Annotated in this window: 22 protein-coding genes; 6 read left to right on the top strand and 16 right to left on the bottom strand. The window is 64.2% G+C overall.

The features are described from left to right. Positions 1–138 precede the first annotated feature (138 nt). The 7 genes from BLS75_RS01315 to BLS75_RS01345 all read right to left on the bottom strand — a co-directional run bounded on the left by BLS75_RS01315 (position 139) and on the right by BLS75_RS01345 (position 9,415). Entirely contained in the window at positions 139–3,789 is a 3,651-nt protein-coding gene (locus tag BLS75_RS01315) for an autotransporter domain-containing protein (protein ID WP_072450081.1), read from the bottom strand. 126 nt (positions 3,790–3,915) lie between these two features. After that, complete coding sequence (locus tag BLS75_RS01320; RefSeq protein ID WP_072450082.1) at positions 3,916–4,461, bottom strand: GNAT family N-acetyltransferase; 546 nt, start codon at positions 4,459–4,461, stop codon at positions 3,916–3,918. After that, positions 4,458–5,015: a phage tail protein gene (locus BLS75_RS01325; protein WP_053152323.1), complete on the bottom strand. Its 558-nt coding sequence runs from the start codon at positions 5,013–5,015 to the stop codon at positions 4,458–4,460. The genes BLS75_RS01320 and BLS75_RS01325 overlap by 4 nt, the downstream gene beginning before the upstream one ends. 28 nt (positions 5,016–5,043) lie before the next feature. Continuing rightward, a complete protein-coding gene (locus BLS75_RS01330) occupies positions 5,044–5,619 on the bottom strand; it encodes a phage tail protein (RefSeq protein WP_011061797.1) in 576 nt (191 codons plus the stop codon). A gap of 17 nt (positions 5,620–5,636) precedes the next feature. Beyond that, positions 5,637–6,182 (bottom strand): phage tail protein, encoded by a 546-nt coding sequence (locus BLS75_RS01335; protein WP_072450083.1) that lies wholly within the window; start codon positions 6,180–6,182, stop codon positions 5,637–5,639. Positions 6,183–6,906: 724 nt separating this feature from the next. Beyond that, on the bottom strand, positions 6,907–8,040 hold the full coding sequence (locus BLS75_RS01340; RefSeq protein WP_011061795.1) for a branched-chain amino acid ABC transporter substrate-binding protein: 1,134 nt from the start codon (positions 8,038–8,040) through the stop codon (positions 6,907–6,909). A gap of 121 nt (positions 8,041–8,161) precedes the next feature. Then, positions 8,162–9,415 carry a methionine gamma-lyase gene (locus BLS75_RS01345; RefSeq protein ID WP_011061794.1) on the bottom strand — a complete coding sequence of 418 codons (1,254 nt, stop codon included), beginning with the start codon at positions 9,413–9,415 and terminating at the stop codon, positions 8,162–8,164. Positions 9,416–9,539: 124 nt separating this feature from the next. Here BLS75_RS01345 and BLS75_RS01350 point away from each other — a divergent pair, with 124 nt between their 5' ends. Further along, positions 9,540–10,010, top strand: a complete 471-nt coding sequence (locus tag BLS75_RS01350) for an Lrp/AsnC family transcriptional regulator (protein WP_011061793.1) — start codon at positions 9,540–9,542, stop codon at positions 10,008–10,010. An 87-nt stretch (positions 10,011–10,097) separates the two neighbouring features. Here BLS75_RS01350 and BLS75_RS01355 read toward each other — a convergent pair whose 3' ends face one another. The 4 genes from BLS75_RS01355 to BLS75_RS01370 all read right to left on the bottom strand — a co-directional run bounded on the left by BLS75_RS01355 (position 10,098) and on the right by BLS75_RS01370 (position 14,028). After that, positions 10,098–10,607 carry a flavin reductase family protein gene (locus BLS75_RS01355; RefSeq protein WP_011061792.1) on the bottom strand — a complete coding sequence of 170 codons (510 nt, stop codon included), beginning with the start codon at positions 10,605–10,607 and terminating at the stop codon, positions 10,098–10,100. A gap of 106 nt (positions 10,608–10,713) precedes the next feature. Further along, a complete protein-coding gene (locus tag BLS75_RS01360; RefSeq protein ID WP_176876674.1) occupies positions 10,714–11,748 on the bottom strand; it encodes a methionine synthase in 1,035 nt (344 codons plus the stop codon). 27 nt (positions 11,749–11,775) lie between these two features. Then, a complete protein-coding gene (locus BLS75_RS01365; protein ID WP_072450085.1) occupies positions 11,776–12,759 on the bottom strand; it encodes a DUF1852 domain-containing protein in 984 nt (327 codons plus the stop codon). Positions 12,760–13,113: 354 nt separating this feature from the next. Then, positions 13,114–14,028, bottom strand: coding sequence for a LysR family transcriptional regulator (locus tag BLS75_RS01370; RefSeq protein WP_019094508.1), 915 nt, complete (start codon positions 14,026–14,028; stop codon positions 13,114–13,116). 106 nt (positions 14,029–14,134) lie between these two features. Here BLS75_RS01370 and BLS75_RS01375 point away from each other — a divergent pair, with 106 nt between their 5' ends. The 5 genes from BLS75_RS01375 (at position 14,135) to BLS75_RS01395 (ending at position 20,096) form a co-directional block, all read left to right on the top strand. Next, complete coding sequence (locus tag BLS75_RS01375) at positions 14,135–15,874, top strand: amidohydrolase (protein ID WP_072450086.1); 1,740 nt, start codon at positions 14,135–14,137, stop codon at positions 15,872–15,874. A 201-nt stretch (positions 15,875–16,075) separates the two neighbouring features. Further along, a complete protein-coding gene (locus BLS75_RS01380; protein ID WP_015635973.1) occupies positions 16,076–17,131 on the top strand; it encodes a sugar phosphate isomerase/epimerase family protein in 1,056 nt (351 codons plus the stop codon). Between the two features lie 22 nt (positions 17,132–17,153). After that, positions 17,154–18,041 (top strand): alpha/beta fold hydrolase, encoded by an 888-nt coding sequence (locus BLS75_RS01385; RefSeq protein WP_072450087.1) that lies wholly within the window; start codon positions 17,154–17,156, stop codon positions 18,039–18,041. 144 nt (positions 18,042–18,185) lie between these two features. Further along, positions 18,186–18,785, top strand: a complete 600-nt coding sequence (locus BLS75_RS01390) for a TetR/AcrR family transcriptional regulator (RefSeq protein WP_011061785.1) — start codon at positions 18,186–18,188, stop codon at positions 18,783–18,785. Between the two features lie 132 nt (positions 18,786–18,917). Continuing rightward, a complete protein-coding gene (locus BLS75_RS01395) occupies positions 18,918–20,096 on the top strand; it encodes a sugar transporter (RefSeq protein ID WP_072450088.1) in 1,179 nt (392 codons plus the stop codon). Between the two features lie 188 nt (positions 20,097–20,284). Here the strand turns inward: BLS75_RS01395 and BLS75_RS01400 are convergent, their stop codons facing one another. From BLS75_RS01400 to BLS75_RS01420, 5 genes are read right to left on the bottom strand one after another with little or no spacing between them, the layout of a single operon-like run. After that, positions 20,285–21,499, bottom strand: coding sequence for an MFS transporter (locus tag BLS75_RS01400; protein ID WP_072450089.1), 1,215 nt, complete (start codon positions 21,497–21,499; stop codon positions 20,285–20,287). A 3-nt stretch (positions 21,500–21,502) separates the two neighbouring features. Next, entirely contained in the window at positions 21,503–22,321 is an 819-nt protein-coding gene (locus BLS75_RS01405) for an ABC transporter ATP-binding protein (protein ID WP_239690628.1), read from the bottom strand. An 8-nt stretch (positions 22,322–22,329) separates the two neighbouring features. Further along, positions 22,330–23,397 carry a FecCD family ABC transporter permease gene (locus tag BLS75_RS01410; protein ID WP_011061781.1) on the bottom strand — a complete coding sequence of 356 codons (1,068 nt, stop codon included), beginning with the start codon at positions 23,395–23,397 and terminating at the stop codon, positions 22,330–22,332. After that, positions 23,394–24,527, bottom strand: coding sequence for an ABC transporter substrate-binding protein (locus BLS75_RS01415; protein ID WP_011061780.1), 1,134 nt, complete (start codon positions 24,525–24,527; stop codon positions 23,394–23,396). Before BLS75_RS01415 ends, BLS75_RS01410 begins: the two co-directional genes overlap by 4 nt. Beyond that, positions 24,514–25,395 (bottom strand): PepSY-associated TM helix domain-containing protein, encoded by an 882-nt coding sequence (locus BLS75_RS01420; RefSeq protein ID WP_072450091.1) that lies wholly within the window; start codon positions 25,393–25,395, stop codon positions 24,514–24,516. The genes BLS75_RS01415 and BLS75_RS01420 overlap by 14 nt, the downstream gene beginning before the upstream one ends.

Genomic DNA, 25,395 nt, shown 5'->3' on the forward strand with positions numbered 1-25,395 from the left:
CGCGACACAGACCCGCCCCCCTTGAGTGGCATCACCCGCCGCAGCCTGGCTGCGGCGGTTTTTTTTGCCTGTCACTCGGCAGGGGAAGCATTTCCTTCTGCATCCCCCGGTGACGGGGCGTTAGCCTGTGGTCAGCCTCTAGAACTTCCCGTTCAAACCGATGCGCAGGCTGTCGTTGCGTTCATCCGAACCCAGCGCGGTCTTATAGGAGAAGCCCATTTGCCAGGCACGCCCGAGGTTGAAGTCAACACCCATGTCCAGGCTGGCGAAGTCGCGGTCCAGGGCGTCGGGCTTGAGCCGGTAGAGAAGGCCTTCATCGCCCTGGTCGGTGTAGCGCATCTTGTAGTCGCTGCTGTTACTGAAGTTGTGACCCCAGGCCAGGCCGACCTTGGGGGTGAGCACGCCGACCCGGGTCATCAGGTCGTAGCCGGTGCGCAGGCCCAGGTAGGAGGTGAAGTTCTGCTGGTTTTGTTCGTCATAGGACAGCCCGTAGATGCCTGCGCCCTTTTCACTGAAGGCGTCCAGGCGTGTGACGCTGGCGTTCAAGCGGCTGTAGGGGGTCAGCGACAGTGGCCCCTGGCGGTACTCGTAGCTGGCGGTCAGCGAGGCGAACAACTGGTCGGCATCGCGCGAGCCTCGGGCATAGTCGTCGTTGCTGCCCGTGATGTAGCGACGCGAGTCGAAGCTGATGCGGTTGTAGCCCAGCAGGCCGTCGACAAACACCTGGGGCGCCAGGTTCAGGCTCAGGTAGGTGGCGATGCCGATGGCGTCTGCATCGCTGCGGGTCTTGTTGCTGCCGATCTCGCTGCGGTCGTTGCCGTAGCCGATCCCGACCCCGGCGATCAGCGTGGGCGACAGCCGATAGTCGACGCCGGCGCTCAGGCCCAGGGTGGTGAAACTGTTGCCCTGGGCGCCACGGGCGTGGGTCGAGCCGGTGTTGACGAAACCGTCGCTCCAGAACGCCAGGGCATCCTGCTTGCAGTTGTCCTGTGCGGCAGCGGCGGCCTCGCGTTTTTCCTGCTCGGTCTGGTTGGCCGAATCTCCCAGTTGCTCCTTGATCACCTTGGCGACCTCGCCCAGCGGTACGTTGCTGCCGTCCTTGCGCAAGCTGGCGTTGAACGAATTGCGGTCGCAGCGCATCTGGTGCAGCTGCTCCATTCGCTGGTTGAAGTTGTCCATCTGGGTGCTGGCAAAGCGTTCCGCGGCGCGGCTCTGGGCGTTGAGCAGGCCGATGACCTCGGCGTCCCTGGTCGGGTCCGCACGGGTCTGGATGATGAAGCTCATGGTGCTGGAGGCGCTGGAACCGCTGAGATTGTGCAGGCCGAAGCTGACGACCGCCGTACCGGCGAAGGCCGCCGATGGCACGAAGCGCATCGAGAAGGGGCCCATCATCATCGCCCGGCCGGCCGAGGCCGGGGTCACCGTGCCCAGGGTGGCGTGGGTGAACGGGCCGCCGGTGGCGCCCTGGGTCAGGTCGACGGTGGCCGACTGGCCCGCTGCGAGGATCTGGCTGGAGGCGGGCACGGTGATCGCCACGGCAGCGATGGTGATCGAATAGGCCTGTGAGCCCGTGGCTCCGTTGGCATCGGTGGCGGTGATGACCAGGTTGCTGCTGCCGCTGGTAGTCGGCGTACCGCTGATCAGGCCGCTGGCGGTGTTCAGGCTCAGGCCCGTCGGCAGGCTACCGCTGGTGATGCTGTAGCTGTAGGGAACGGTGCCGCCGGTGGCGCTGAGGGTTGCGCCGTAGGGGCTGCCCGCCGTGCCCGCTCCCAGGGACGCCGGGGTCAGTACCAGGCTGGGCGCGCTGACGGTGATGCTCACCGTGGCCGGGCTGGAAGTGCCGCTGGCGTTGGTGGCGGTGTAGGTGAAACTGTCGGCGCCGGAGAAGCCTGCGGCAGGCGTGTAGCTGATGCTGGTGCCGCTGGCCGTGGCAGTCCCGTGGCTGGCGGCGCTGGCCACGGCGACGCTGGTGGCGGCGCCGCCACTGAGGCTCAGAGGGATCGGGTTGGCGCTGCTGTTGGCCGCGACCGTGGCGCTGACGGCGCTGGCAACCGGTGCCTGAATATTGATGGTGATCGAGTAGGCCTGGGACCCGGTGGCGTCGTTGGTATCGGTGGCGGTGATGGTCAGGTTGAAGGTGCCAGCGGCGCTTGGTATGCCGCTGATCGCACCGGTGCCGGTGTTCAGGCTGAGGCCGGTCGGCAGGCTGCCGGATGTGATGCTGTAGCTGTAGGGCACAGTGCCGCCGGTGGCGCTGAGGGTTGCGCTATAGGGCGTGCCGGCGTTGCCGTTGCTCAGGGAGCCGGGGCTCAGGGTGATGCTCGGGGCACCGACGGTGATGCTCACCGTGGCCGGGCTGGAAGTGCCGCTGGCGTTGGTGGCGGTGTAGGTGAAACTGTCGGCGCCGGAGAAGCCGGCGGCAGGCGTGTAGCTGATGCTGGTGCCGCTGGCCGTGGCAGTCCCGTGGCTGGCGGCGCTGGCCACGGCGACGCTGGTGGCGGCGCCGCCACTGAGGCTCAGCGGGATCGGGTTGGCGCTGCTGTTGGCCGCGACCGTGGCGCTCAGTGCGTTGGCAACTGGTGGCAGGCCGTTGATCAACAAGGTGTAGGCGCGAGAGCCGGTGGCGCTGTAGGCGTCGGTGGCGGTGATGGTCAGGTTGAAGGCACCACCGGCAGTGGGGGTGCCGCTGAGTGTACCGGTGCCGGTGTTCAGGCTCATGCCGGCCGGCAGGCTGCCGGCAGTGATCGCGTAGCTGTAGGGGGCGGTGCCCGCGGAGGTGCTCAGGGTCTGGCTGTAGGCCGCGCTTTGAGTGCCGTTGGGCAGAGTCGTCGGTGTTATCGCCAGGGTGGGCGGGGTGACGGTGATGGTCACCGTAGCCGGGCTGGAAGTGCCGCTGGCGTTGGTGGCGGTATAGGTGAAGCTGTCGGTGCCGGAGAAACCGGCGGTGGGGGTGTAGCTGATGCTGGTGCCGCTGGCGGTGGCAGTCCCATGGCTGGCGGCGCTGGCCACGGCGACGCTGGTGGCGGCGCCGCCACTGAGGCTCAGAGTGATCGAGTTGGCGCTGCTGTTGGCGGCCACCGTGGCGCTGACCGGGCCGACTGTGGGGGCGGGCACGGCGTAGGTATAGCCATTGGTCAGGGTCGCGCTGCCGCCAGGGGTGATGATCGTTACGTTCACTGCGCCCGCGGCATGAGCCGGTGTGGTGGCCGTGATGGTCGTGGCGTTGTTGACGGTGTAACTGGGGGCCGCCGTGCCGCCGAAGCTGACCGAGGTGGCGCCGGTAAAATTGCTGCCGGTGAGGGTGACGGCGGTGGCGCCTGCGATGCTGCCGCTGTTTGGGCTGACCGACGTCAGGGTTGGGACCGCAGAACTGGTGACCACCAGGTTGTAGGTGGCGACTCCGGCCTGGCCAACGCCGTCATTCAGGGAAATGCTGAAGGTATAGTTGCCGGCGGTGGTCGGTGTGCCGTGCAGGGTGGTGGCTGAACTGTGGGGCGAGGAGTCGAGGATCAACCCCGGCGGCAGGCAGGGGGTAATGCCATCGTAGTCCGGATCGTCGATGTCGCACTGGAACCATTGATCCAGGGGTGTTGCGCCGCCCACGGAAAGGATCGGGATGCTCATCGACTGGCCCACCGCAACTGACGGCAGGGTAGTGCCCGATACCGGGCTGGTGATCACTGGCGCTGCGGCCTGGGCCTGGGCAGCCAGGGCCAGGTTCAACAGCAGGAGGAGAAAGGCCAGCGGACGTGCCAGCCAAGCGTGGAAACAACTGCGTGATGTTTTCATAAAGGCTTCCTGCCATGCGACCCGCTTGGTTGGGTCGCATCCAGCGTGTAAGGGAGTCAAGGACGAAGGTGGAAAATACGCAGGCTGCCTGTTTCGGGCGTCCTGGCAGTAATACGCATTCAGGCTTCAGGGGTTGTCCAGATCCTCACGGACCGGTCGTTGTGCCGGCCGCTGCATTTGCAGGTACAGGCCATTCTCTTCAATGGGCTCAAAGCCCAGCCGCTGATACAGGCGCCGGGCCCGGCTGGCGGTTTCGACGCTCAGGCTGCTGTTGTGCCCCTGGGCGTCGGCCTGCGCCAGGATCGCCCGCAACAGTCGGGTACCCAGGCCTTGGCCATGCCAGGCGGGCAGCAGGGCGATATCGACGATGCGCTGCTCAGTGGCGTGCCGATGCAGGCACAGGCGGCCGATGGGCTGGCCGGCCTGCTCGACAATCAGCCACTGCGCCTCGGGGTAGTGCCGCTCATAGTGCTGGCGTTGCAACTCGGCCTGGTTGTGCAGGAACGCCCGTCGTTGGGCGTCGCTCCAGCCAGGAACGGCACTGACCTCGTCCCAGCGGCGGGACACGAACAGCTCCCGCAGGAAGGCCAGGTCATCAGCGCTCTGCGGACGCAGCCTGGCGCCGGCCGGCAGCGTGACCTGCAGGAGAGAGTCAAGGCATGCTCTGGTCACGATTGCTGTGGGTACTCGCCGTTCAGGCAGATGCAATAGCGCAGGGTCAGGAAAGGCTGCATCACATCGCGCGTCGAACCTGTCTTCGCCGCCTCCGTACCGTTCGTGGTCACCGTACTTGGATGCAGGCTTGGTCCCGGAGCAGCGGTGGGCGGCACTGTGCCGTTGTACAAGCGCACACCCCGTGGTTGTGCCAGGTAGGCAGTGCCATTGGCCAGGTCCAGGGCGCCAGTGGTGTCGGTGCCGTCCTTGGCCAGTACGTGATGGGTATGGGGTGCAAAGTGTGCTGGCAACAAGGTCGTTGTATCGCCGCCCACGGCCTGGCCCAGGGATCGATTGGTCAGGTTGGCGCCCTGGCCGGTGCCGATGGTGACGCGACTTTTGAGGTTGGGCAGATTGAAACTGGTCCCGGCAGTACCGCCATAAGTGAGGCCGATCACTGAGTACAGTGCGGGGTAATTCTGCACGAGCAACGGGCTGCCGTCGCAGACGGCCCAGTTATCGGGAGCGAAGTTGAAGGGAAAGAGCCTGATTTCACCAGTAAAAGCGTCCATGGTCGAGCATTCCTGAAGTTAAGAGAAACTAGGGCTTTTGTGGGTAGTAGCCGTTCAGGCAGATGATGTAGGTGATCGCCAGGGACCCCATCATGTTGCTGTGTGGCTCGACTGCTTTATTGGGGATACCCAGAGCCGGGCTAAGAAAGTTGGGGCTCATGCTGACCACCGCCGATGTGCTGTCGCCCTTGCTGTAAAGGCCGGTAAAGCTGCCTTCAAGCTTGAACTTGCCAAAGGTGTAGCTATTGGCCGGTTGGTTGGCGGGGAGCGGGTTGGCGGATGTGACCTCGCTGGAGCTGACCTGGAAGCCATGGATGTGCGGTGGGGTATTGAGCGCACTCATGGTGACTTGCTCGGTCCCTACGGCCTGGCCCAGGGCCCGGGGCGTGAAGCCGGGCCCATTGCCCTGGCCGATGGGGGTACGGCCGCGGTAGTCAGGCAGGCAGAAGGTGTTGCTGCCATCACCGCCGTAGGTCGTGCCGATCAGGGTGTAAAGGGCTTCAAAGTTCCGGATCAACAGTTGCGCACCGTTACACAGGGCCCAGCCCCTGGGGGCAAAGTTGCCGGCAAACATGCGGATTTCTCCGAGGTATGCATCAGACATATCACTATCCTTAGTCGTTAGGCCCGGGGTGGGTAGGTGCCGGTGACGGCAATGCAGAAGTTGCCGACGATCGATGGCTGCATGTTTGGCAGTGGATAGCCGAGGGTGGTCACCACTGTGGTCGGGTTGATCGTCACGCGATCTTTGTCGGCATAAGCGACATAGGTGGGTTTGGATACGGCGCCTTTGGACGTCGAACTGATGGCGGGAATATTTCCCGCCGGCCCGCCGGTGCCGGCGGTGACCGCGACATTGGCGACATGGTTGTGGGCGGGCAGGTTGTTGAGGGTCAGTGCGACCCACTCGGCGCCGTCCATGCTGCCCAGTTCATGTACCCCCAGCACAGGGCTGGTCGACGCGACAGGGTTTTCCCCCAGGGCTGCCCGGCCTCGAAGGTCTGGCAGGCCGAAGGTGGTTTTACCGTCGCCGCCGTAGCGATCGCCGAGCAGGCTGGCCAGCGCCGTATAGTTCACGACGTCGAGGATCTGCCCCTGGCACAAAAGCCAGCCTTGTGGGGCCCAGGACCAGGGGAACAGACGAATCTCGCCGAGAAAGGGTTCCATGTTCTTCGCTCCTTGAAAAAAGGCCTGGCAGAAGTACTTTCCGCAGCTGGCAATTTGATGTTGCGCACGATATACAAAATCGAATTTAGTTAGCAAACAGTATTTCTATCCATGAAAAAAGAGGAACTACTTCCCGGTGTTAGTGGGTTTACGGCTTATCTTTTTTTACTTGGTCGGTAACATTAAGTTCATCTTTATCGGTAACATTCGAAGCGCGTCACAGCCTTGTGCTTTAACGTTTTAGTTGCTGCATAAGCGCAGCGCGGCAAGCCTCATGCCTAGCGGCTTGGCACTAAAGATACAGGCCTTGAGGCATATCGAATGCTGGCTTGCAGCGGGTGGGCGGGGGTTATTGCGCTGCTCGCGAAAGTCCTCTGGTTCGGGCTTTTCAGGCCCTTTCATCACGAGCTCTAGTTGAGCGGGAGACGGCAGTGAGAAGTTCAGAAGAAAACAAAGCAGGCTAACGATCTTCCTGGGCGGGAAGCATGGGCCGCTTCCAAGGCGAGGGCTCTGGAGTATAAGTAGAGGCTTTGGAAAGTGTTACCCGAAGCGGTCCTTGTTGTTACCCGTTCTTTAAGTTGTTCCCAACTAGAATACTCGGGAATTAGTGCTTTAAGTCTGGCTTGAAGGGCGTTGTTCAAGCGGTGTGCAGAGCTTCTTTCAGGCCTTGCACCTGAAACGGGTAGGGCGCCGCTGCCCTGGCAGGCGGCACCCGGTGCCCGGCTTAGAGCCCGGCGTTTTCCGCCGCTACGCTTTTCGGCTTGCCGTAGTGCCATTCATAGACCACGAACTTGAAGTCCTTGAGGTCGCCTTTCTCGTCGAAGCTCAGGTCGCCGGTGGGGGTCTTGAAGGTGCCCTTGTGGATCGCCTCGGCGACTTTTTCCGGGTCTTCGCTCTTGGCTGCGGCGATGCCTCCGGCAATCACTTCCACGGCCGAGTAGGACGGCAGGACGAACGGGCCGCTGGGGTTTTCCTTCTTGGCTTCGAAGGCCTCCACCAGGGCCTTGTTGGCCGGGTCCTGGTCGAAGGACTTGGGCAGGGTCACCAGCATGCCTTCGGAAGCGTCCTTGGCGATCTGCGAGATCGAGTCGTTGCCCACGCCTTCAGGCCCCATGAAGCGTGCGGTCAGGCCCTTTTCCTTGGCCTGGCGCAACAGCAGGCCCATTTCCGGGTGGTAGCCGCCGAAGTAGACGAAATCCACATTGGCCTGCTTGAGCTTGGCCAGGATCGAGGAGTAGTCGCGTTCGCCGACGTTGATGCCTTCGAACATCGCCACCTTGATGCCTTCCTTGCCGAGGATGTCCTTGACCGAGCTGGCAATGCCTTCGCCGTACTGTTGCTTGTCGTGCAGCACCGCCACATTGGTCGGCTTGAGCTGGGCGATGTAGCGTGCCGCCGCCGGGCCCTGGGCGTTGTCCAGGCCGATGGTGCGGAACACCATCTTGTAGCCACGGGCGGTCAGCTCGGGGCTGGTGGCGGCCGGGGTGATCATCACGATGCCTTCGTCTTCGTAGATGTCCGACGCGGGTTGGGTGGAGCTGGAGCACAGGTGTCCGACCACGAACTTGACGCCGTCGTTGACCACCTTGTTGGCCACGGCGACCGCTTGCTTGGGGTCGCAGGCATCGTCGTATTCCACGGCCACCAGTTGCTTGCCGTCGACGCCACCCTTGGCGTTGATCTGCTCGATGGCCATGCGCGCGCCGCTGAACTGCATGTCACCGTATTGCGCCACCGGGCCGGTCTTGGCCCCGGCGATGCCGATCCGGATGCTGTCGGCTGCCATGGAATGGCAGGCCAGGCCGGCAAGGATCATGGCGCTGAGCAGTTGGGTGGCTTTGTTATTGATACGACTCATGGGTTGTTCCACTCCTGTGGGTTACGGTTCTAAGGGTGTTGCGGGTGTTGCCTGGACTGCCGGCGCCCGGGCGCCGGCAGGGTGTTGTAGTCGGCTTTGCCGCCAGATGTGCTGATCCTGCTCAAGGCAGGGCCTTGCCGATCCGGCTCACGGCCTCCAGGGTGGGGCGCGCGGGTTCGGCGCTGGCGTCCAGGGCCTGGGCGATGTCGGCCAGCAGGTCGGCGATGTCTTCCAGCCCCACCGACAGCCGTACCAGGCCCTCGGCGATGCCGTGTTCGGCCCGTTCCTCCTGGGTGTAGGTGGAATGGGTCATGCTCGCCGGGTGCTGGGCCAGGGATTCGGCATCCCCCAGGCTGACCGCGCGGCTGAACAGCCCCAGGGCGTTCATGAAGCGTCGCCCGCTGGCCAGCCCGCCCTTGAGTTCGAAGGCGATCATGCCGCCGGGCAGCTTCATCTGTCTTGCGGCCAGGGCGTGTTGGGCAAAGGATGCCAGCCCCGGGTAGGCGACCCAGGCCACGGCGGGGTGGTCCTGGAGGAACTGGGCGACGGCCTGGGCGTTGGCGCAATGGCGATCCATGCGCAGGGCCAGGGTCTTGAGGCCGCGCATCAGGAGAAAAGCGTCCTGGGGCGAGAGCACCGCGCCGGTCAGGTCCTTCAGGCCCTGCAGGCGGATGCGTTCGGCCAGGGCCTGGCCGGTGACCACGATGCCGGCGGTGATGTCGCCATGGCCGCTGAGGTACTTGGTGGCCGAGTGCAGCACCAGGTCGGCGCCCAGTTCCAGCGGGCGCTGCAGGTAAGGTGTGCAGTAGGTGTTGTCCACCGCCACGAGCAGGCCGGGATGCTGGCGGGCCACCTGGGCCACGGCGGCGATGTCCACCAGTTGCATGTTGGGGTTGGCCGGGGTTTCGAAATAGATCATCCGCGTGGCCGGGCCGATGGCCGCCCGCAGCTCGCCCAGGTCGGTCAGGTCGACATGGCGTACCTTGACGCCGAATTCGCCAAGGCCGTGGTGCAGCAGGGCAAAGGTGCAGCCGTACAAAGTCTGGCCGACGATGACCTCGTCGCCCGGGCGCAGCAGGGTCCACAAGGTCGCGGCAATCGCCCCCATGCCGGAGCCGAACGCCACGGCCGCTTCGCCGTTTTCCAGGGCGGCCATGCGCGCTTCCAGCAACGCCAGGGTCGGGTTGCCGATGCGGGTATAGAAGTAGCCGGGTTCTTCACCGGCAAAACAGCCGGCGCCGTATTCGGCGGTGGCGAAGGTGAAGGTGGAAGTCAGGTAGATCGGCGGGATCAGCGCGCCCTGATGCTCCTGGGGGTTGTAGCCGTGATGGATGGCACGGGTGGAAAAACCAAGGTCACTGTTTTTATTGTTCATGGTGAACGCTCCCGGATTTGCTCTAATGCTATGCTCAAATCCGGCGCAATAATTTCCAATATCGGCCCTTTAGAACCGAATAATTGGAATAAATAACCATAAAAATAAGATAAAAAGGTAAGACATGCCCCTCGATCTGGACCGTATCGACAAAGCCCTGCTGATCGCCCTGCAAGACAACGCCCGGCTGACCAATGCCGAGCTGGCGGACAGCGTCGCCTTGACCACGTCGCCGTGCTGGCGCCGGGTGAAGATTCTCGAAGAGAGCGGGGTGATTACCGGTTACCAGGCGATCCTCTCGCCCAAGGCGCTGGGCTATGGGGTCACCGCCTTTGTCAGCGTGATGATGGAATCCCACTCCCAGGACACCGCCCGGGCCTTCGAACAACGGCTGCTGGAGATCCCGGAAATCATCGCCTGCCACAACGTCTCCGGGCGCTACGACTTTCTCCTCGAAGTGCTGGCCAAGGACTTGGAATCCTTCGGCGAATTCGCCCGTGAAGTGTTGCAGACCCTGCCGGCGGTGAAGGAGATCTATTCGAGTTTTTCCTTCAAGTCGGTCAAGCCGTTGCGGCAGATTCCGGTACAAGAGTGAGCGCAGGTGGGGCGCCAGCGTCCTTGCGATTCACAAGCAACCTTGCTGTCTGAAACAGGCCCAAAGCGAAGGAGCGCCGGCCAGGGTTCACACCGCGCCCGGGGCCGCGAGGTTGCAATACTGTCCTTTGAAATACAGCAATGGCTGCGCAGCAGCCGCTTGCTGCAGGTTCAGCGCCTTGACTTCACCTATCACGATCAGGTGGTCACCTGCGACGTGTTCGGCGTGAATTTCACAATCGAGCCAGTGCAGGCTGCCGGCAATGATCGGGTTGCCCAGCGGCGACTCCTGCCATTGAACTCCCTGCCACTTGTCCGTGCCTTTGCTTGCGAACTGGTTGGAAATCCTGACCTGCTCGCCTGAGAGGATATTGACCATGAAGCGGCCCGCCTGACGAATTTTGGGGTAGCTGGCCGAGCTGGACATGACGCTGAATGACACCAGCGGCGGGCTCATCGACACGCTATAGAACGACTGGCACGTAAAGCCGAGCGGCTCGCCATCAACCTGTGAGGTAATCACCGTGATGCCGGATGCGTAGTGCCCGAGCGCTTCGCGAAAGCGCATTGGCTCGATAGCCGTACTGGGAAGTGACATGGCGGGTCCTGAATATTGGGTACTGTCCGACAGCGCGCAGAGGGGTGAAGCGGCGGCTTTTCAATCCACCGCTTCACCCCCCTGGCACACCACTTGCGGCTTTAGCTCAGCTCAGGTTCGAGAGTTCTCTTCGGATGATTTCTGCGCCGGCACTCAAAGCCTTCAGCTTGCCCCTTGCCACGCCACGGGATAAGGGCGCCATGCCACAGTTGGTGCAGGGATAGAGCTTGTCGGCATCCACGAACTGCAATGCCTTGCGCAGGGTGTCGGCCACTTCCTCGGGTGTTTCAATGGTGTTGGAGGCCACATCAATGGCCCCGACCATCACCTTCTTGCCTCTGATGAGTTCAATGAGATCCATTGGGACATGAGAGTTGTGACATTCCAGCGAGACTATATCGATACTGGATTTCTGCAGCTTGGGGAACGCCTCTTCATATTGCCGCCACTCTGAGCCCAGGGTCTTTTTCCAGTCCGTATTGGCCTTGATGCCATAGCCATAGCAAATGTGCACCGCCGTTTCGCATTTAAGACCTTCAATGGCTCTTTCCAGGGTGGCCACACCCCAGTCATTCACTTCATCGAAGAAGACGTTAAAGGCGGGCTCATCAAACTGGATGATATCCACGCCGGCCGCCTCCAGCTCCCTGGCTTCCTGGTTGAGGATCTTGGCGAATTCCCAGGCCAGTTTTTCGCGGCTTTTGTAATGGCTGTCATAAAGCGTGTCGATCATCGTCATCGGGCCTGGCAGCGCCCACTTTATGGGTTGCTCGGTCTGCTGGCGCAGAAACCTGGCATCTTCCACGAAAACCGGCTTCTGGCGACTGACAGCCCCCACCACCGTGGGGACGCTCGCATCATAGCGATCACGAATCCTGACGGTTTCACGTTTTGCAAAATCAACGCCGCTGAGGTGTTCGATGAACGTCGTGACAAAGTGCTGACGTGTCTGCTCGCCATCACTGACGATATCAATGCCTGCTTGCTGTTGTTCTTGCAGTGACAAGCGCAAGGCGTCCTGCTTGCCTTCAACCAGTTCTTCCTCTTGCAACTTCCAGGGCGACCAGAGCGTTTCAGGCTGTGCAAGCCAGGAAGGTTTAGGCAAGCTGCCGGCAGTTGAAGTGGGTAACAACTTTTTCATCATGGGTGACCTTGTATTTTTGATGAGTCAAAGAGCGTAATTGGCGGACCACTGCTCAAGAATGTTCTGGTATGGCTTGATGAAGTTGTTCTCGACAAACTGCCCTTGCTCAATCGCCAGGCGGCTACGTTCTTCTCGGTCATAGACAATTCGAGTCAATGAATAGTCCTGGTGCTTCAGGCTCGGTTGATAGGATTTGCCTGCTGCAGAGTTGGCATTGTAGATCTCTGGCCGGTAAATCTTCTGGAAGGTGTCCATCGTGCTGATGGTGCTGATCAGTTCCAGGTTGGTGTAATCACTGAGCAAATCGCCGGCAAAGTAGAAAGCCAAAGGCGCAACGCTGTTGGACGGCATGAAGTAGCGAACTTTCAACCCCATCTTGTTGAAGTATTCATCTGTTAGAGAATATTCGTCCTGCTGGTATTCAATGCCCAGTACAGGGTGCTGGTTTTCAGTCCGATGGTAGGTCTTGCTGCTCGAAACGCTCAGGCAGATCACCGGTGGCTTGTTGAAGTTTTCCTTGTAAGTGCTGGAGTTGATGAAATGCTTGAATAGCTTTCCATGCAGCTCTCCGAAGTTTTCCGGAATGCTGAACTTTGGTCGCTCCCTGTTGTGCTCCGGCAATAGCACGCTGAAGTCGTAGTCCCGTACGTAAGAGGAAAAGTTGTTTCCTACAACGCCCTCAAAGCGTTCGTTGGTCTTTCGATCGAAAATATTGGTTTTCAATATTTCAATCAGAGGGATGGCATGGCCACTGCTTTGAGTGTCGATGTCCATCTCCACGGAGATGATTTCAAGCTCGACTGTATAACGATCGCCCTTGGGGTTGTCCCAATGCGCCAAGGCATTGAAGCGGTTGTCAATCATCCTCAAGGTATTGCGCAAGTTTTCTTGGCGACTCTTGCCCCTGGCCAGGTTGGCAAAGTTGGTGGTGATGCGCGTATTCTCGGACGGGTGATAATCTTCGTCGAAGCAAATGCTCTTGATGGTGAATGTGAAATCGTTGTTCATTGTGATCTGGCATCCTGATTTCCGAGATAAGTCCTGAACTTGTTTGTTGGCTTTCAGTGCTTTCCAGTTTTGTTCCTGGCTACTTTTTCTCGGTAGTCTTTATGTTGTCTATTATTGAGGCGCATCTTATGTCGAGCTATTAATTGAGTACTAATGAATTGATTTCACCAGGTCTTTAGTCACATTCATGATGTGATAGTCACTCAATCGCAAAAGCCTATTTGCCCCAGTATTCATTGCCCGGCCAAACCACTGGTTGATGTGTATGCCTGGGCTCTGGCGCAATCCGACCCGTGGTGGCTGCGGCAGCACTCGACAGGGCTGCCAGTGCCAGATGGGCCGGGAGCTGGCCCATCAATGCAATTGCTGCTCGTCCAGGTAGCGGTTCAGGCATTGGATGAAGGCCTGGTGCTTGCGGGTCTGGCGCCGGTGGGCGGGGTAGATCACATGGATCCTCGGGCCGAACTGCTCCGGGTCCAGCTGCGCCTCGGGCAGCAGTTGCACCAGCTCGCCGCGACGCAGGTAGGGCGCGGCGCTCCACTGCGGGCACAGTTGCAGGCCCAGCCCGGCCAGTAGGGCACCGAACAGGAAATCGTAATTGTCACTGGCCAGCCGCGGCACCGGCTGGGGCACACGCTGCTGCTCGCCATTCAAGGTGAAGCGCCAGAAATGCGGGTTCAGTGCCGGGTGACGGAAGATCAGCCAGTCATGCTCGGCAAAATGCGCCGGGGTCACCGGCAAGGGCTGGCGCTGCAGATAGCGCGGGCTGGCGCAGAGCAGGATGCGGTTGGCCGTCAGCGGGCGGGCGATCAGGTCCGGCAGCTCCACCGGCCCGTCGCGCACGGCCAGGTCATAGCCGCCACTTTGCAGGTCGACGAATTCGTCGGTGAGCTCCACGTCCAGGCGCATCTGCGGGTACTGCTCAAGAAAGCCGTAGCAGGCGCCATTGAGAAAGGCCGGGGCGAAGGAGGGCGGCGCCACCAGGCGCAGGGTGCCGCACATTTCCTGCTGCAGGCGCTCGATGTCTTCCCCGGCCTGTTGCAGTTGGCGCAATACCTGCCGGGCGCTGGCCAGGTAGATATGCCCGGCCTCGGTGAGGGCGATCCGGCGTGTGGAGCGCTCCAGCAAGCGGGTGCCGAGCTGGCTCTCCAGGTGGCTCACTGCCTTGGTCAGGGCCGAGGTGGTCTTGCCCAGGCACGCGGCGGCGCGGGTGAAGCTGCCCTGATCGACCGTGGTCACGAACATGGTGATGGCGCCCAGCTGGTCCATTGCAGTCTTGCCTCTTTGGAAAGGATGGGTTGCGCGAAGCAGTATTCTTAAGCACCGGTGACTTGGCTAGTCTCTGGCGCATTCTGAGCCAAGGGTGCGAACAACAATGAAAAAGACGCTGAATATCACGCTGGCCTCGGCCCTGGCCCTGGTCTCGCTGCACAGCCAGGCCGCGGTGGACCTGGTGCTGCACAACGCCAAGGTGTTCACCGCCGAGCAGGGCCAGCCCCTGCAACAGGCGGTGGCGGTGGAGCAGGGGCGTATCGTCATGGTCGGCAGCGATGTCCAGGTGCTGGCGCTGAAGGCCCCAGGCACCCAGGTCATCGACCTGCAGGGCAAGGTGCTGATGCCGGGGTTCATCGACAGCCACAGTCATGCCATCTTCGGGGGCCTGAAGCTCAAGGCCGCCGACCTGGAAACCCAGCAACTGCCCCTGGACGAGCTGGAACAGCGCCTGCGCGGCTGGCGCGATGACGGCAAGGCGCGGCATGGCGAGATCCTCAGCGTCAGCGGTTTTCCCTCGACCTACTGGAGCCAGGTGGACGCCCTGGAACAGCGCTTCAACCAGGGCGAATGGGCCGATGTACCGATTCTGTTCGTTGGCTGGGACTACCACACCGGCTGGGCCAACCGCGCCATGCTCAAGCGCGGCGGCATAGACGCCGCGCGGGTCAAGGCGCTGCAGGGCGAGGCCCAGGCCACCATCGGCCATCACCCGGACAGCAGCCCCAACGGTTTTGTCGCCGATGCCGGGCTCTCGGCCCTGACCTCGCAACTGCCGCCGCCGAGCTTCGAGCAGTTGCTCGACGCCGGGCGCGCCGCCCGCGACCTCAACCTGAGCCTGGGCATCACCGCGCTGATGGACCCGGCGGCCAACGCCACCCCGGGCGACGCGCTGTTCGCCATGCATCCCACGGCCCAGACCGTCGGTGTGCTGCCGGTGTACAAGGCGCTGGCGCAGAAGGGCGAGCTGACCCTGCGGGTCGCGGCCCTGATGGTGGCCAATCCCAAGAGCCGCCCGGCGGACCTGGAGGTGCTGGAGCAGGTGCGCCAGCAGTTCCTCGGGGTGCCGAACCTGAGCCTGCCGGGGATCAAGATCTTCGCCGACGGTGTCGCCGAGTTTCCGGCGCAGACCGCTTCCCTGCTGACCCCCTACAAGAACTCGAAGAAGGACGGCGAACTGCTGATCGACCCGGCGCATTTCGGCGAGCTGGTCAGCGCCGCCGATGCCCGTGGCTGGCTGGTGCATGTGCATGCCATTGGCGACCGCGCGGTGCGCGAATCCCTCAACGGCATCGAGCAGGCGCGGCGTGATCGCCAGAGTGGGGTGGTGCACTCCATCACCCACTTGCAGATGGTCAACCCCAAGGAGTTCGCCCGCTTCAAGCCACTGGACGTGATCGCCTCCATGCAGCTGTACTGGGCCGCCGCCGATGAGCTGAGCATCGATTTGCTCCAGCCCTACATCAGCGCCATGCAGTTCCAGTTCATGTACCCGGCCCGCTCGCTGCTGAAGAACGGCGCCACCATCGCCGGGGCCAGCGACTGGCCGGTAAGCACCCCGGAACCCTGGAAGGCCATCGCCCAGGCCATCAACCGCAAGGGGCCCAAGGGCGTGTTGAACAAGGACGAAGGCATCGACCGGGAAACCATGTTCTACGCCTACACCCACAACGCCGCGCGGGCCATTGGCCTGGAGCAGCAGATCGGCAGCCTGGCCCCGGGCAAGCAGGCCGACCTGATCGTTCTTGACCGCGATGTGTTCCAGGTGCCCCAGGAGCAACTGGCGCAAACCCAGGTGCTCAAGACCTACTTTGCCGGGCGTGAGGTGTATAGCCGGCCGTGATGCTGCCTGGATGCCGGCCGGGCCCGCGATCTTCATCGCGGGCTTTTTTTGCCTTGTCGACCACTGCGACGCCTTCGCTGGCAAGCCAGCGCCTACGGGCGATCGGCCTCACGGCCAAACACTTTTCTGTACGGCGATGATTGACGCGGCAAGAGCGTATCCCTATTCTTTGTCGACTGACAAAGAATAGGGAGCAGTTCGATGAAAACCCTCAAGGGTCCCAGCCTGCATCTGGCGCAATTCAGCGCCGAGACGGCGCCGTTCCACAATTTGCCGGCGATTGCCCAATGGGCCGCCGACCTGGGTTTCAAGGCGCTGCAGATCCCTGCCTGGGATGCGCGGTTGTTCGACGTCGCCACGGCGGCCGAGAGCCAGGACTACTGCGATGAACTCAAGGGCCAGCTGGCGCAGAAGGGCCTGCAGATCAGCGAGCTGACCAGCCATATCTTCGGCCAACTGGTGGCGGTGCACCCGGCCTACGATGCGATGTGCGACAACTTCGCCCCGCCAGCGCTGCGGGGCAATCCGCAAGCCAGAACGGCCTGGGCCATGGAGCAGATGAAGCTGGCGGCCAAGGCTTCGCGACGCCTGGGGCTGAGTGAGCTGGGGACCTTTTCCGGGTCCCTGGCCTGGCCTTATCTGTTTCCCTTTCCCCAGCGCCCCGAGGGCCTGATCGAGACGGCGTTCGACGAGTTGGCGCGGCGCTGGCGGCCGATCCTCGATGCCTGCGACGAGCAGGGGGTCAACCTGTGCTACGAGATCCACCCCAGCGAGGACCTGCACGACGGCACCAGCTTCGAACGCTTCTATGAATTGGTGGACCATCACCCGCGTTGCAACATTCTCTTCGACCCCAGCCACTTCGTGCTGCAACAGCTGGACTACCTGAGTTACCTGGACATCTACCACGAGCGCATCCGCATGTTTCACGTCAAGGATGCCGAGTTCAATCCCAGCGGCCGCCAGGGCATCTACGGCGGCTACAGCGCCTGGGTCGAGCGCGCCGGGCGCTTCCGTTCCCTGGGCGATGGCCAGGTGGACTTCAAGGGGATCTTTTCCAAGCTGGCGCAATACGACTACCCGGGCTGGGCGACCCTGGAGTGGGAGTGCTGCCTCAAGGATCAGGAGGATGGCGCCCGGGAAGGTGTCGAGTTCATCAACCGGCACATGATCCAGGTCACCCAGCGCATCTTCGACGACTTCGCCGGCGCGCAGATCGACCGCCAACAGATCAACGCCATGCTCGGCATTGCCTGAAACCCTTCATCGAGAACACACCATGAATGCTTTGACTGACAACCTCCAGGCCGACAGCCTCGACCTGGTTCACCGTTACGTGCGCGTCGATGGCCAGCGCATCCACTGTGTCATCGCCGGCACGGGCCGGCCGGTGCTGCTGATTCCCGGCTGGCCGCAGACCTGGTACGCCTGGCGTCAGGTGATCCAGGCCCTGGCTGCCCAAGGCTTCCAGGCCATTGCCGTGGACCCGCCGGGCAGCGGCCAGTCCGACCGTCCTGAGCACGGCTACGACACCGGCCATGTGGCCGGGGTGCTGCACCAGGTGATGGGGCAGTTGGGTTTCGAGCGCTACAGCGTGGTCGGCCACGACGTCGGCATGTGGATCGCCTACGCCTTGGCCAGCGACCATCCGCAGGCGGTGGAGCGCCTGGCGCTGACCGAGGCGGTGATCCCCGGGCTGGCGGATGCACCATCGATTTTCGTCGCGCCGGAGCAGAACATCTTTCTCTGGCACTTCATGTTCAACCAGCTGCGGGATTTGCCGGAAGCCTTGATCGCCGGGCGCGAGCGGGCCTACCTGAATTACATCTTCGACCACTGGTCCCATCGCCGCGAGGCGGTGGCCGCCGAAGTCTACATCGAGGCCTACGCTGCCCCGGGCGGGTTGCGCGCAGGCTTCGCCTATTACCGGGCGATCCCCGAGACGGTGCGCCAGAATCAGCTGCGCGCGCAGCAGCCGCTGACCATGCCGGTGCTGGCCATTGGTGCCGAGCACGCCACCAACGATGCACCTCTGCTGACCCTGCAGGGCCATGCCAATGACCTGCGCGGGGCCATTGTCGAGGACTGCGGGCACTTCATCATGGAAGAGGCACCGGAGGAATTTCTCGCGCTGCTGCTGCCGTTTCTGCAGGAGGGCCGTGACTGAGGCAGGGCGCAGGCAAGGCCGCGGCCACGGAAATTGGCCGCGGCCGGCGCAAATCTAATATCATTTCGTCCCGGCGCCCTGCGCCAACCGGCTGTTCGGGCTCAACCGAACGCCTTCCCTGTCCCGACGAGATACCCGACCCCCATGGCTGGAAGACCCCGCGAATTCGACCGTCACCAGGCACTGCGCCAGGCGCTCGAACTGTTCTGGCGCCGTGGTTTCGAAACCACCTCCATGGCCGACCTGGTGGCGGCCCTGGGCATCGCCTCGGCGCGCATCTATGCCGCCTTCGGCTCCAAGGAGGCGTTGTTTCGCGAGGCCATCGAGCTGTACGAAAGCCAGGAAGGCGGTTTCGCCGACCTGGCCCTGCAAGAGCCCTGCGCCTACGTCGCCATCGAGCGCATGCTGCAAGAAGCGGTGGCACTCTACACCCGGGCCGACGGCCCCCGTGGCTGCATGGTGGTGGCCTCGGCGGTGAACTGCTCAAGCGACAACGACAGCGTGCGCGAATGGCTGGCCGAACATCGCCGGGCGCGTACCGCAAGCATTATCCAGCGCCTGGAAGCCGCGCAGCAGGCGGGTGAATTGCCCGGCCACAGCGATGCAACTTCCCTGGGCGATTATTACTCTACGGTGCTCCACGGGCTGTCGGTGCAAGCCCGCGACGGCGTCAGTGCGGCGCGCCTGCTGCAGGGCGTGGCGCTGGCTATGCAGGTCTTTGCGCGAACCGCCCAAGGGAATTGAAGCGGCGCTGCACCCTGGCTCCGCCTGGGAGCCTTTGCCCGCAATCCGGGAGCAGCGATGCTGGCCCGGGTTGTGCATTTTTTCAGCGGGTCCCGGACCCGTCCCATCATCGAAAGAGTATGACGCCCCCCCATGAGTGATTCCGCGGCGACACCCCAAGGCAACTGGCAGCCGGTCATCGCGCTGGCGTTGGCGGCCTTTGTCTTCAACACCACCGAGTTCGTGCCGGTGGGCCTGCTCAGCGCCATTGGCGCCAGCTTCGACCTGCCCACCGAGCGGGTCGGTCTGATGCTCACCATCTACGCCTGGATCGTGTCCCTGACCTCGCTGCCGGTGATGCTGCTGACCCGCAACATCGAACGGCGCAGGCTGCTCACGGTGCTGTTCGGGCTGTTTATCGTCAGCCATGTGTTCTCCAGCCTGGCCAGCAACTTCGGCCTGCTGATGCTCAGCCGCATCGGCGTGGCCCTGGCCCATGCACTGTTCTGGTCCATCACCGCGTCCCTGGCGGTGCGCCTGGCGCCGCCGGGCAAGCAGGTGCAGGCCCTCGGGCTGCTGGCCACCGGCACCTCACTGGCCATGGTCCTGGGCATTCCCCTGGGCCGCTTGCTGGGCGAGGCCCTGGGCTGGCGCACCACGTTCAGCGTGATCGCGGCCATGGCCGGCCTGCTGGTGCTGTGGCTGATCCGCACCTTGCCGCTGCTGCCGAGCCAGAACTCCGGTTCCCTGCGCAGCCTGCCGCTGCTGTTCAAGCGCCCGGCGCTGGTGGCGATCTATGTGCTTACCGCCCTGGTGGTGACGGCGCAGTTCACCGCCTACAGCTACATCGAGCCCTTCATCAAGGTGGCGGCGGGCCTGGGGGGCGAGGTGGTGACCCTGGTCCTGCTGGTGTTCGGCGGCGCCGGGATCATCGGCTCGCTGCTGTTCAGCTGGCTGCACCGCCACAGCCCCCAGGGGTTTCTACTGACCGCGGTGGCGCTGCTGGCGCTGTGCCTGAGCCTGCTGTTGCCGCTCAATGGCCACGTCTGGTCGCTGGTGGCCCTGAGTGTGTTCTGGGGCATGGCGATCATGGGCTTCGGCCTGGCCCTGCAATCCAAGGTACTGGTGCTGGCGCCGGACGCCACCGACGTGGCCATGGCGATGTTCTCCGGCATCTACAACATCGGCATTGGCGGCGGTGCGCTGCTGGGCAGTTGGGTCGGCGGGCAGCTGGGCTTTGCCTATGTCGGCCTGGCGGGTGGCGCCCTGGCGACCCTGGCCTTGCTGTTGTACAGCCTGGCCCTGGGCCGCATGAGCCGCACCAGCGTGTAGCCGCTGCCGCAGGCTGCGAACGGTCTGGGCGGCACTCCGTCGCAGGGGCGCGGCGCTCTCAAGGCCGCTGCGTGCCCGGTTGGAGACCGCCGAGCAAGGTCCTGCGGACCTTTTCGCAGCCTCGCCGCAGGCTCGGCAGCGGCTACAGGGCCGCAGGGTTTCGATAATGCGCGTCGTTCGCCCGAAGGTTACCGGAGTCGGGCTACGGGCCAGCAGGCGACCAGTACGAGCAGCAGCGCCGCCAGCAGGTAGGGCAGGCGTGGCTCCAGCCCGTAGATCAGGGTCCCGGCCAGGGGCCCGACCACTACCCCCAGGCCCTGGGCCGCGCCGATGGAGCCGGCCGTGGCGCCTTGTTCGGCGGCGTCCACCGAGTTGCTGGCCAGGGCGGCGAAGGAGGGGAAGATCCAGCCCATGCCGGCGGCCGAAACAAAGAACCCCAGCCACAGCACCCAGGCGTGGGCCGCGAGAATGCTGGTGACAAAGCCCAGCGCCGCCACCAGGGCGCCGATGCGGATCATCCGCAGCGGCGGCCATTCCAGTTTGCGCACCACCAGTTGCGAGGCGATCAGCGCCACCCCCACCAGGGTCAGGGAAATGCCGGCGGTCTGCGCCGCATCGGCCGGGCTCATGCCCAGGCGGTCGAGGGCGAAGAAGCCCACGGTGATCTGCGCCATGGCCACGCACAGCATCGAGACGAACGCCACCACCAGCGGCCGGCGCAGGCGCGGGTCGCCCAGGCTCACCGGCTTGGGCGGCTGCTTGAGGTGCAGTTCCTGGCGCGGCAGCCGTGCCTTGAGGAAGGCGAAGCCCAGCAGCGGCAGCACCGCCAGCGCATAGAACGGCAGGCTCAGGCTGTGGCGCGCCAGCAATGCGGCAAGCGCCGGCCCCAGGACCAGCCCGCAGGCGTTGGCCGCCCCCAGGGACGCCATGGCCCGGGCGCGATGCTCGGGCTCGATGTTGTCGGCGATCAGCGCATAGCCGCCCACCGGGATTGCCGCATAGAACACCCCGATCAGGCCGCGGCCCAGCAGCAACCCGGCAAACGCCAGCAGCGCCGAAGGCAGGGCGTGCAGCGCCACGTCGATAAACAGGCTGAGGGCGAGAAAGGCCAGGGTGAAGCCGCCGGTGCCCAGCAGCAGGATGCGCCGCCGACCGAGGCGATCGCTGGCCCGGCCCCAGGGGCGGGCCAGGAGCATCCAGATCACCCCGGAGACGGTCACCGCCATCCCCGCCTGCCAGGTGGCCAGGCCGAGAATCCGCGCAATGGGGCCGATCAGCGAAACGAACGCCATCATCGCCATGGTGCAGGCCAGGTTGGCCACCAGCAGCGGGCGCAGGTCGAAGGCCGGGGCGGCCTGGGGCGTGTCCAGGGTGTCGAGGGGCAGCTGTTGAGCGTGGGTCATGGTTTATCCCAGGGCTGAGTGAGAGGGCAGGCGGCCGTCGACCATCACCAGTGGTCGACCGCGTACCTGTTCCAGGCTGGCGTCGACGCCGTAGACGTCGCGCAGCAGTTGTGGGTTGATCACCTCCAGGGCCGGCCCGGCGGCGGCCAGGCGGCCATGGTGCAGCACCACCACCTGCTGGCTGAAACCCAGGGCCAGGTTGATGTCGTGGACCACCACCAGGGTGATCAACTGGCGCTCGCGGGTGGCCCGGGTGATGGCTTCCACTACCTGGCACTGGTGGTACAGGTCCAGGGCGCTGGTGGGTTCGTCCAGCAGCAGCACCCGGGGCTGGCGCACCAGGGCCTGGGCCAGGCCCACCAGTTGGCGCTGGCCACCGGAGAGGGCGTCGATCGGGCGGTCGGCCAGGGCGGTGAGGTCCAGGTCCTGCAGCACTTGTTCGACCCCGTGCAACACCGCCGCGCTGGGCCGGCCAGGGGCGAAACCGCCGGCGCGATGCCCGGCCATGGCAGCGCTGAGCACTGCTTCAAAGGCGCACAGGCGGGTACGTTCCGGCAGGCTCTGGGGCAGGTAGACGATGTGCTGCGCCCGTTCCACCTGGGGCAGGCGGTTGAGATCGACGCCGTCCAGCAGTACCTGGCCCGAGGTCTTGTGCAACCCGGCGATGCCCCGCAGCAGGGTCGACTTGCCTGCCGCGTTGGGGCCGATCAGCGCGGTCACGCTGCCCCCGGCCAGGGGCGGCAGGGCCACGTCGCACAGCACCTGGCGGTTGCCGTAGTGCATGTTCAGGCCAGCAGTGCACAGGCCGGCGTTGGAGGACACAGGCGGCTTCACAGGACACCTCGACGGTTGCGCATGACGATGGCCATGAAGAAGGGAATGCCCACCAGGGCGGTGACGATACCCACCGGAATCAGCACCCCGGGGATCAGGGCCTTGCTGGCGATGGAGGCCATGGACAGGATCAGCCCGCCGCTGAGCACGCTGGCCGGCAGGAACAGCCGATGGTCCTCGCCCACCAGCAGGCGGGCGATGTGCGGGGCGATCAGGCCGATAAAGCCGATGGTGCCGACAAAGGACACCGCCAGGGCCGACAGCAGGCTGATGCGCAACAGTGACAGCAGGCGCAGGCGGCCAACGTCGATGCCGAAGCTGCGGGCCCGTTCCTCGCCCAGGGTCAGGGCGGTCAGGGCCCAGCTCTGGCGCAGGGAGAAGGGCAGGCACAGCAACAGCGCCAGGGCCAGTACCGCGAGCTTTTCCCAGGAGGCCCGGGCCAGGCTGCCCAGGGTCCAGAACACCAGTTGCTGCAGGCTGTCCTGGGTGGCGACGAATTGCAGCAGCGCCACCAGGGCATTGAAGGCGAACACCAGGGCGATGCCGAACAGCACCAGGCTTTCCACGCCGAAGCCACGCCAGCGTGCCAGCAGGTAGAGCAAGGCCACTGAGGCCAGGGCGAAGAGGAAGGCGTTGGCCGAGATCAGGTACTGCGCCGGCACCCCGGGAAGGCCCAGGCCGAGGACGATGGCCAGGGCTGCACCGAACGCCGCGGCGGCGGATACACCGAGGGTGAAGGGGCTGGCCAGGGGGTTGTCGAGCACGGTCTGCATCTCGGCGCCGGCCAGGGCCAGGGCGGCCCCCACCAGCACCGCCATCAGGGCGTAAGGCAGGCGCACGTTCCACACGATCACCGCTTCCACCCGGGGCATCGAGCCCGGGTCCCAGAGCACCTGCAGCAGGCGCGACAGGCTCATCCCGGAAGGCCCGGTGGTGATGTCCAGGGCCAGGGACAGCAGCAGGGCCAGGGCCAGCCCGCCCAACAGCAGCACTCGGCGCCCGTGGCGTCGCTGGTAATGGCCGGCGGCAAGGTTGTCCGCCACGTCGGTGGCAGCCTGGGTCATGGTTTCAGGCTCGTGGCGAACACGCCGCTGGCGGGAATCGGCATGAAGCGTTGGTACAGCTCGCGGCGGGTCTGGTCCGGGTCCAGGTCCTTGAACAGCTCCGGGTGCAGCCACTTGGCCAGGGCCTGGACCGCGATCAGGTGTTCCGGCGAGTCATAGAAGATGTGCCACAAGCCGTGCACATTGCCTTCGCGCACCGCTCGCAGTTCATTCAGCGGCGGGCGGTTGGCGGCCTGGCGCAGGCTGTCCCGGGCCTGTTGCAAGGTGGCGGAATAACCCAGGGTCACGCCGCCCTGGCCGGCGGCAAAGACCCCGGTGGCCACGTATACGTCCGGGTCGCTGGAGAGGATGTACTCCACGTTGAGCACACCAATGGGGCCGGGTATGCGCCCGTCGGCGATGTTGTGGCCGCCGGCCAGCTTGATCATCTCGCCGAAGTTGCCGGTGCCCGGGGAGCCGCAGCAGTCCTGCAGCCCGGCGAGCATGTCGATGAAGATCTTCGGCTGCTTGACGGTACCGGCCTTGGCCAGGGTCTGGGTGACCTTGGCCAGGGACTGCTGATAGAAGGCAATGAATTCCTCGGCCCGCTGCTCACGGCCCAGGGCCTGGCCCAGCAGGCGCATGCTGGGCACGGTGTTGCTCAGGGGATGGTCGCTGAAGTCGACGAAGATCACCGCCACCCCGGCGGCCTCCAGCTGTTTCACCGCCTCGCTGTCGGGGCCGGGTCCATGGCCGCCGCTCAGGGCCATGATCGCCAGGTCCGGGTGCACCGCCAGGGCCTTTTCGACGCTGAAGGTCTCGGCCGAGGTGCCGCCCACCAGCGGCACCTTGTCGGCCTGGGGGAAGACCTTGTGATAGGCCTCGTAGCCCTGCACGTCGAGGCCGCGAAAGTCCCCTTGCCAGCCGGCGAGACGGGCGAACGGGTTCTGGCCTTCGAGCAGCGACAGGGAATAGATCATCCGGCCTTCACCCAGGAGGATGTGCTCGACCTTCTCCGGCACCTGGACCTGGCGTCCGGCCAGATCGGTGAGGGTCGCGGCGCTGGCCGTGGCGGCCCATAGCAGGCCCAGGGGCAGCAGGCCGAGCAAGAGCCCGCGCTGGGCGCGGCGCAAGAAATCACGGTGTGTCATGGCTAGTTTCCTTGAACGATTGGACGGCCCGGCGGGCAGCGCGCTTGCGCCACCACAGCAGCAGGCCGGTGAGGTACAGAAGGGGTAACGAAATGCCGCAGAGAAAAGCCAGCCAGGCGCCGGGGGTGCCCAGCAGCAAGTGGCCATGGGCCGCGGAAAACAGCGGCTTGATCGCCATCGGCTGGGCGCCGGGCCAGGTGAAGAGGTCGGGGCGTGCCAGCCAGGCACCGCTGCCGGCAATCAGCAGCAGCGGCAGGCACAGCCAGGCCGCCGCCACGTTGTGCCATTCCCGCAGGCGCCGGTTGCCCTGGCTGCCGGGACGCAGGCTGGCGGCCTTCCACCAGCTGCGCCGGCCCGGCCACCACAGGTACAGGCCACTGCCCAGGGAGCCCAGCAGCGCCAGGCCACAGAGCAGCACCAGGTTCGACCCCCAGGCTGGCGGCAGCAGCAGGCTGCGGTGCAGCGCCACCAGCTTGGCCAGCCACAGGTCCTCGAAGACGAAGAAGCCCCGGGGTTCGCCGCTATAAGGATCGATCATGGCGATGCCGGTGCCGGGACGCTCCTTGAGGGCACCGAAGACGATCACATTGTCCGATTCGAGAAAGCCCTGGCGCGGTGGGGCTGCGCCGAAGACCTTGTGCAATTGCGGGTAGGCGTCGGAGGCGGCCCTGATCCAGGCTTCCTGTTGCAGCAGCGCGCCATGCTCGCCAGGGGCCAGTTGCAGCATCTGCGCACCGACCTCCCAGCGCAGGATCGGCCCCTTGAGCTCCAGCAGCGAACCACTGAGGCCCAGCAGCGCGAGGAACAGCCCCAGGCACAGGGCCAGCCAGCGGTGCAGCCTGAGCCAGATATCACGCATGGACAGCAT

It is taken from the genome of Pseudomonas sp. NFPP12 (assembly GCF_900103205.1).
Taxonomy (GTDB): Bacteria; Pseudomonadota; Gammaproteobacteria; order Pseudomonadales; family Pseudomonadaceae; genus Aquipseudomonas; species Aquipseudomonas protegens.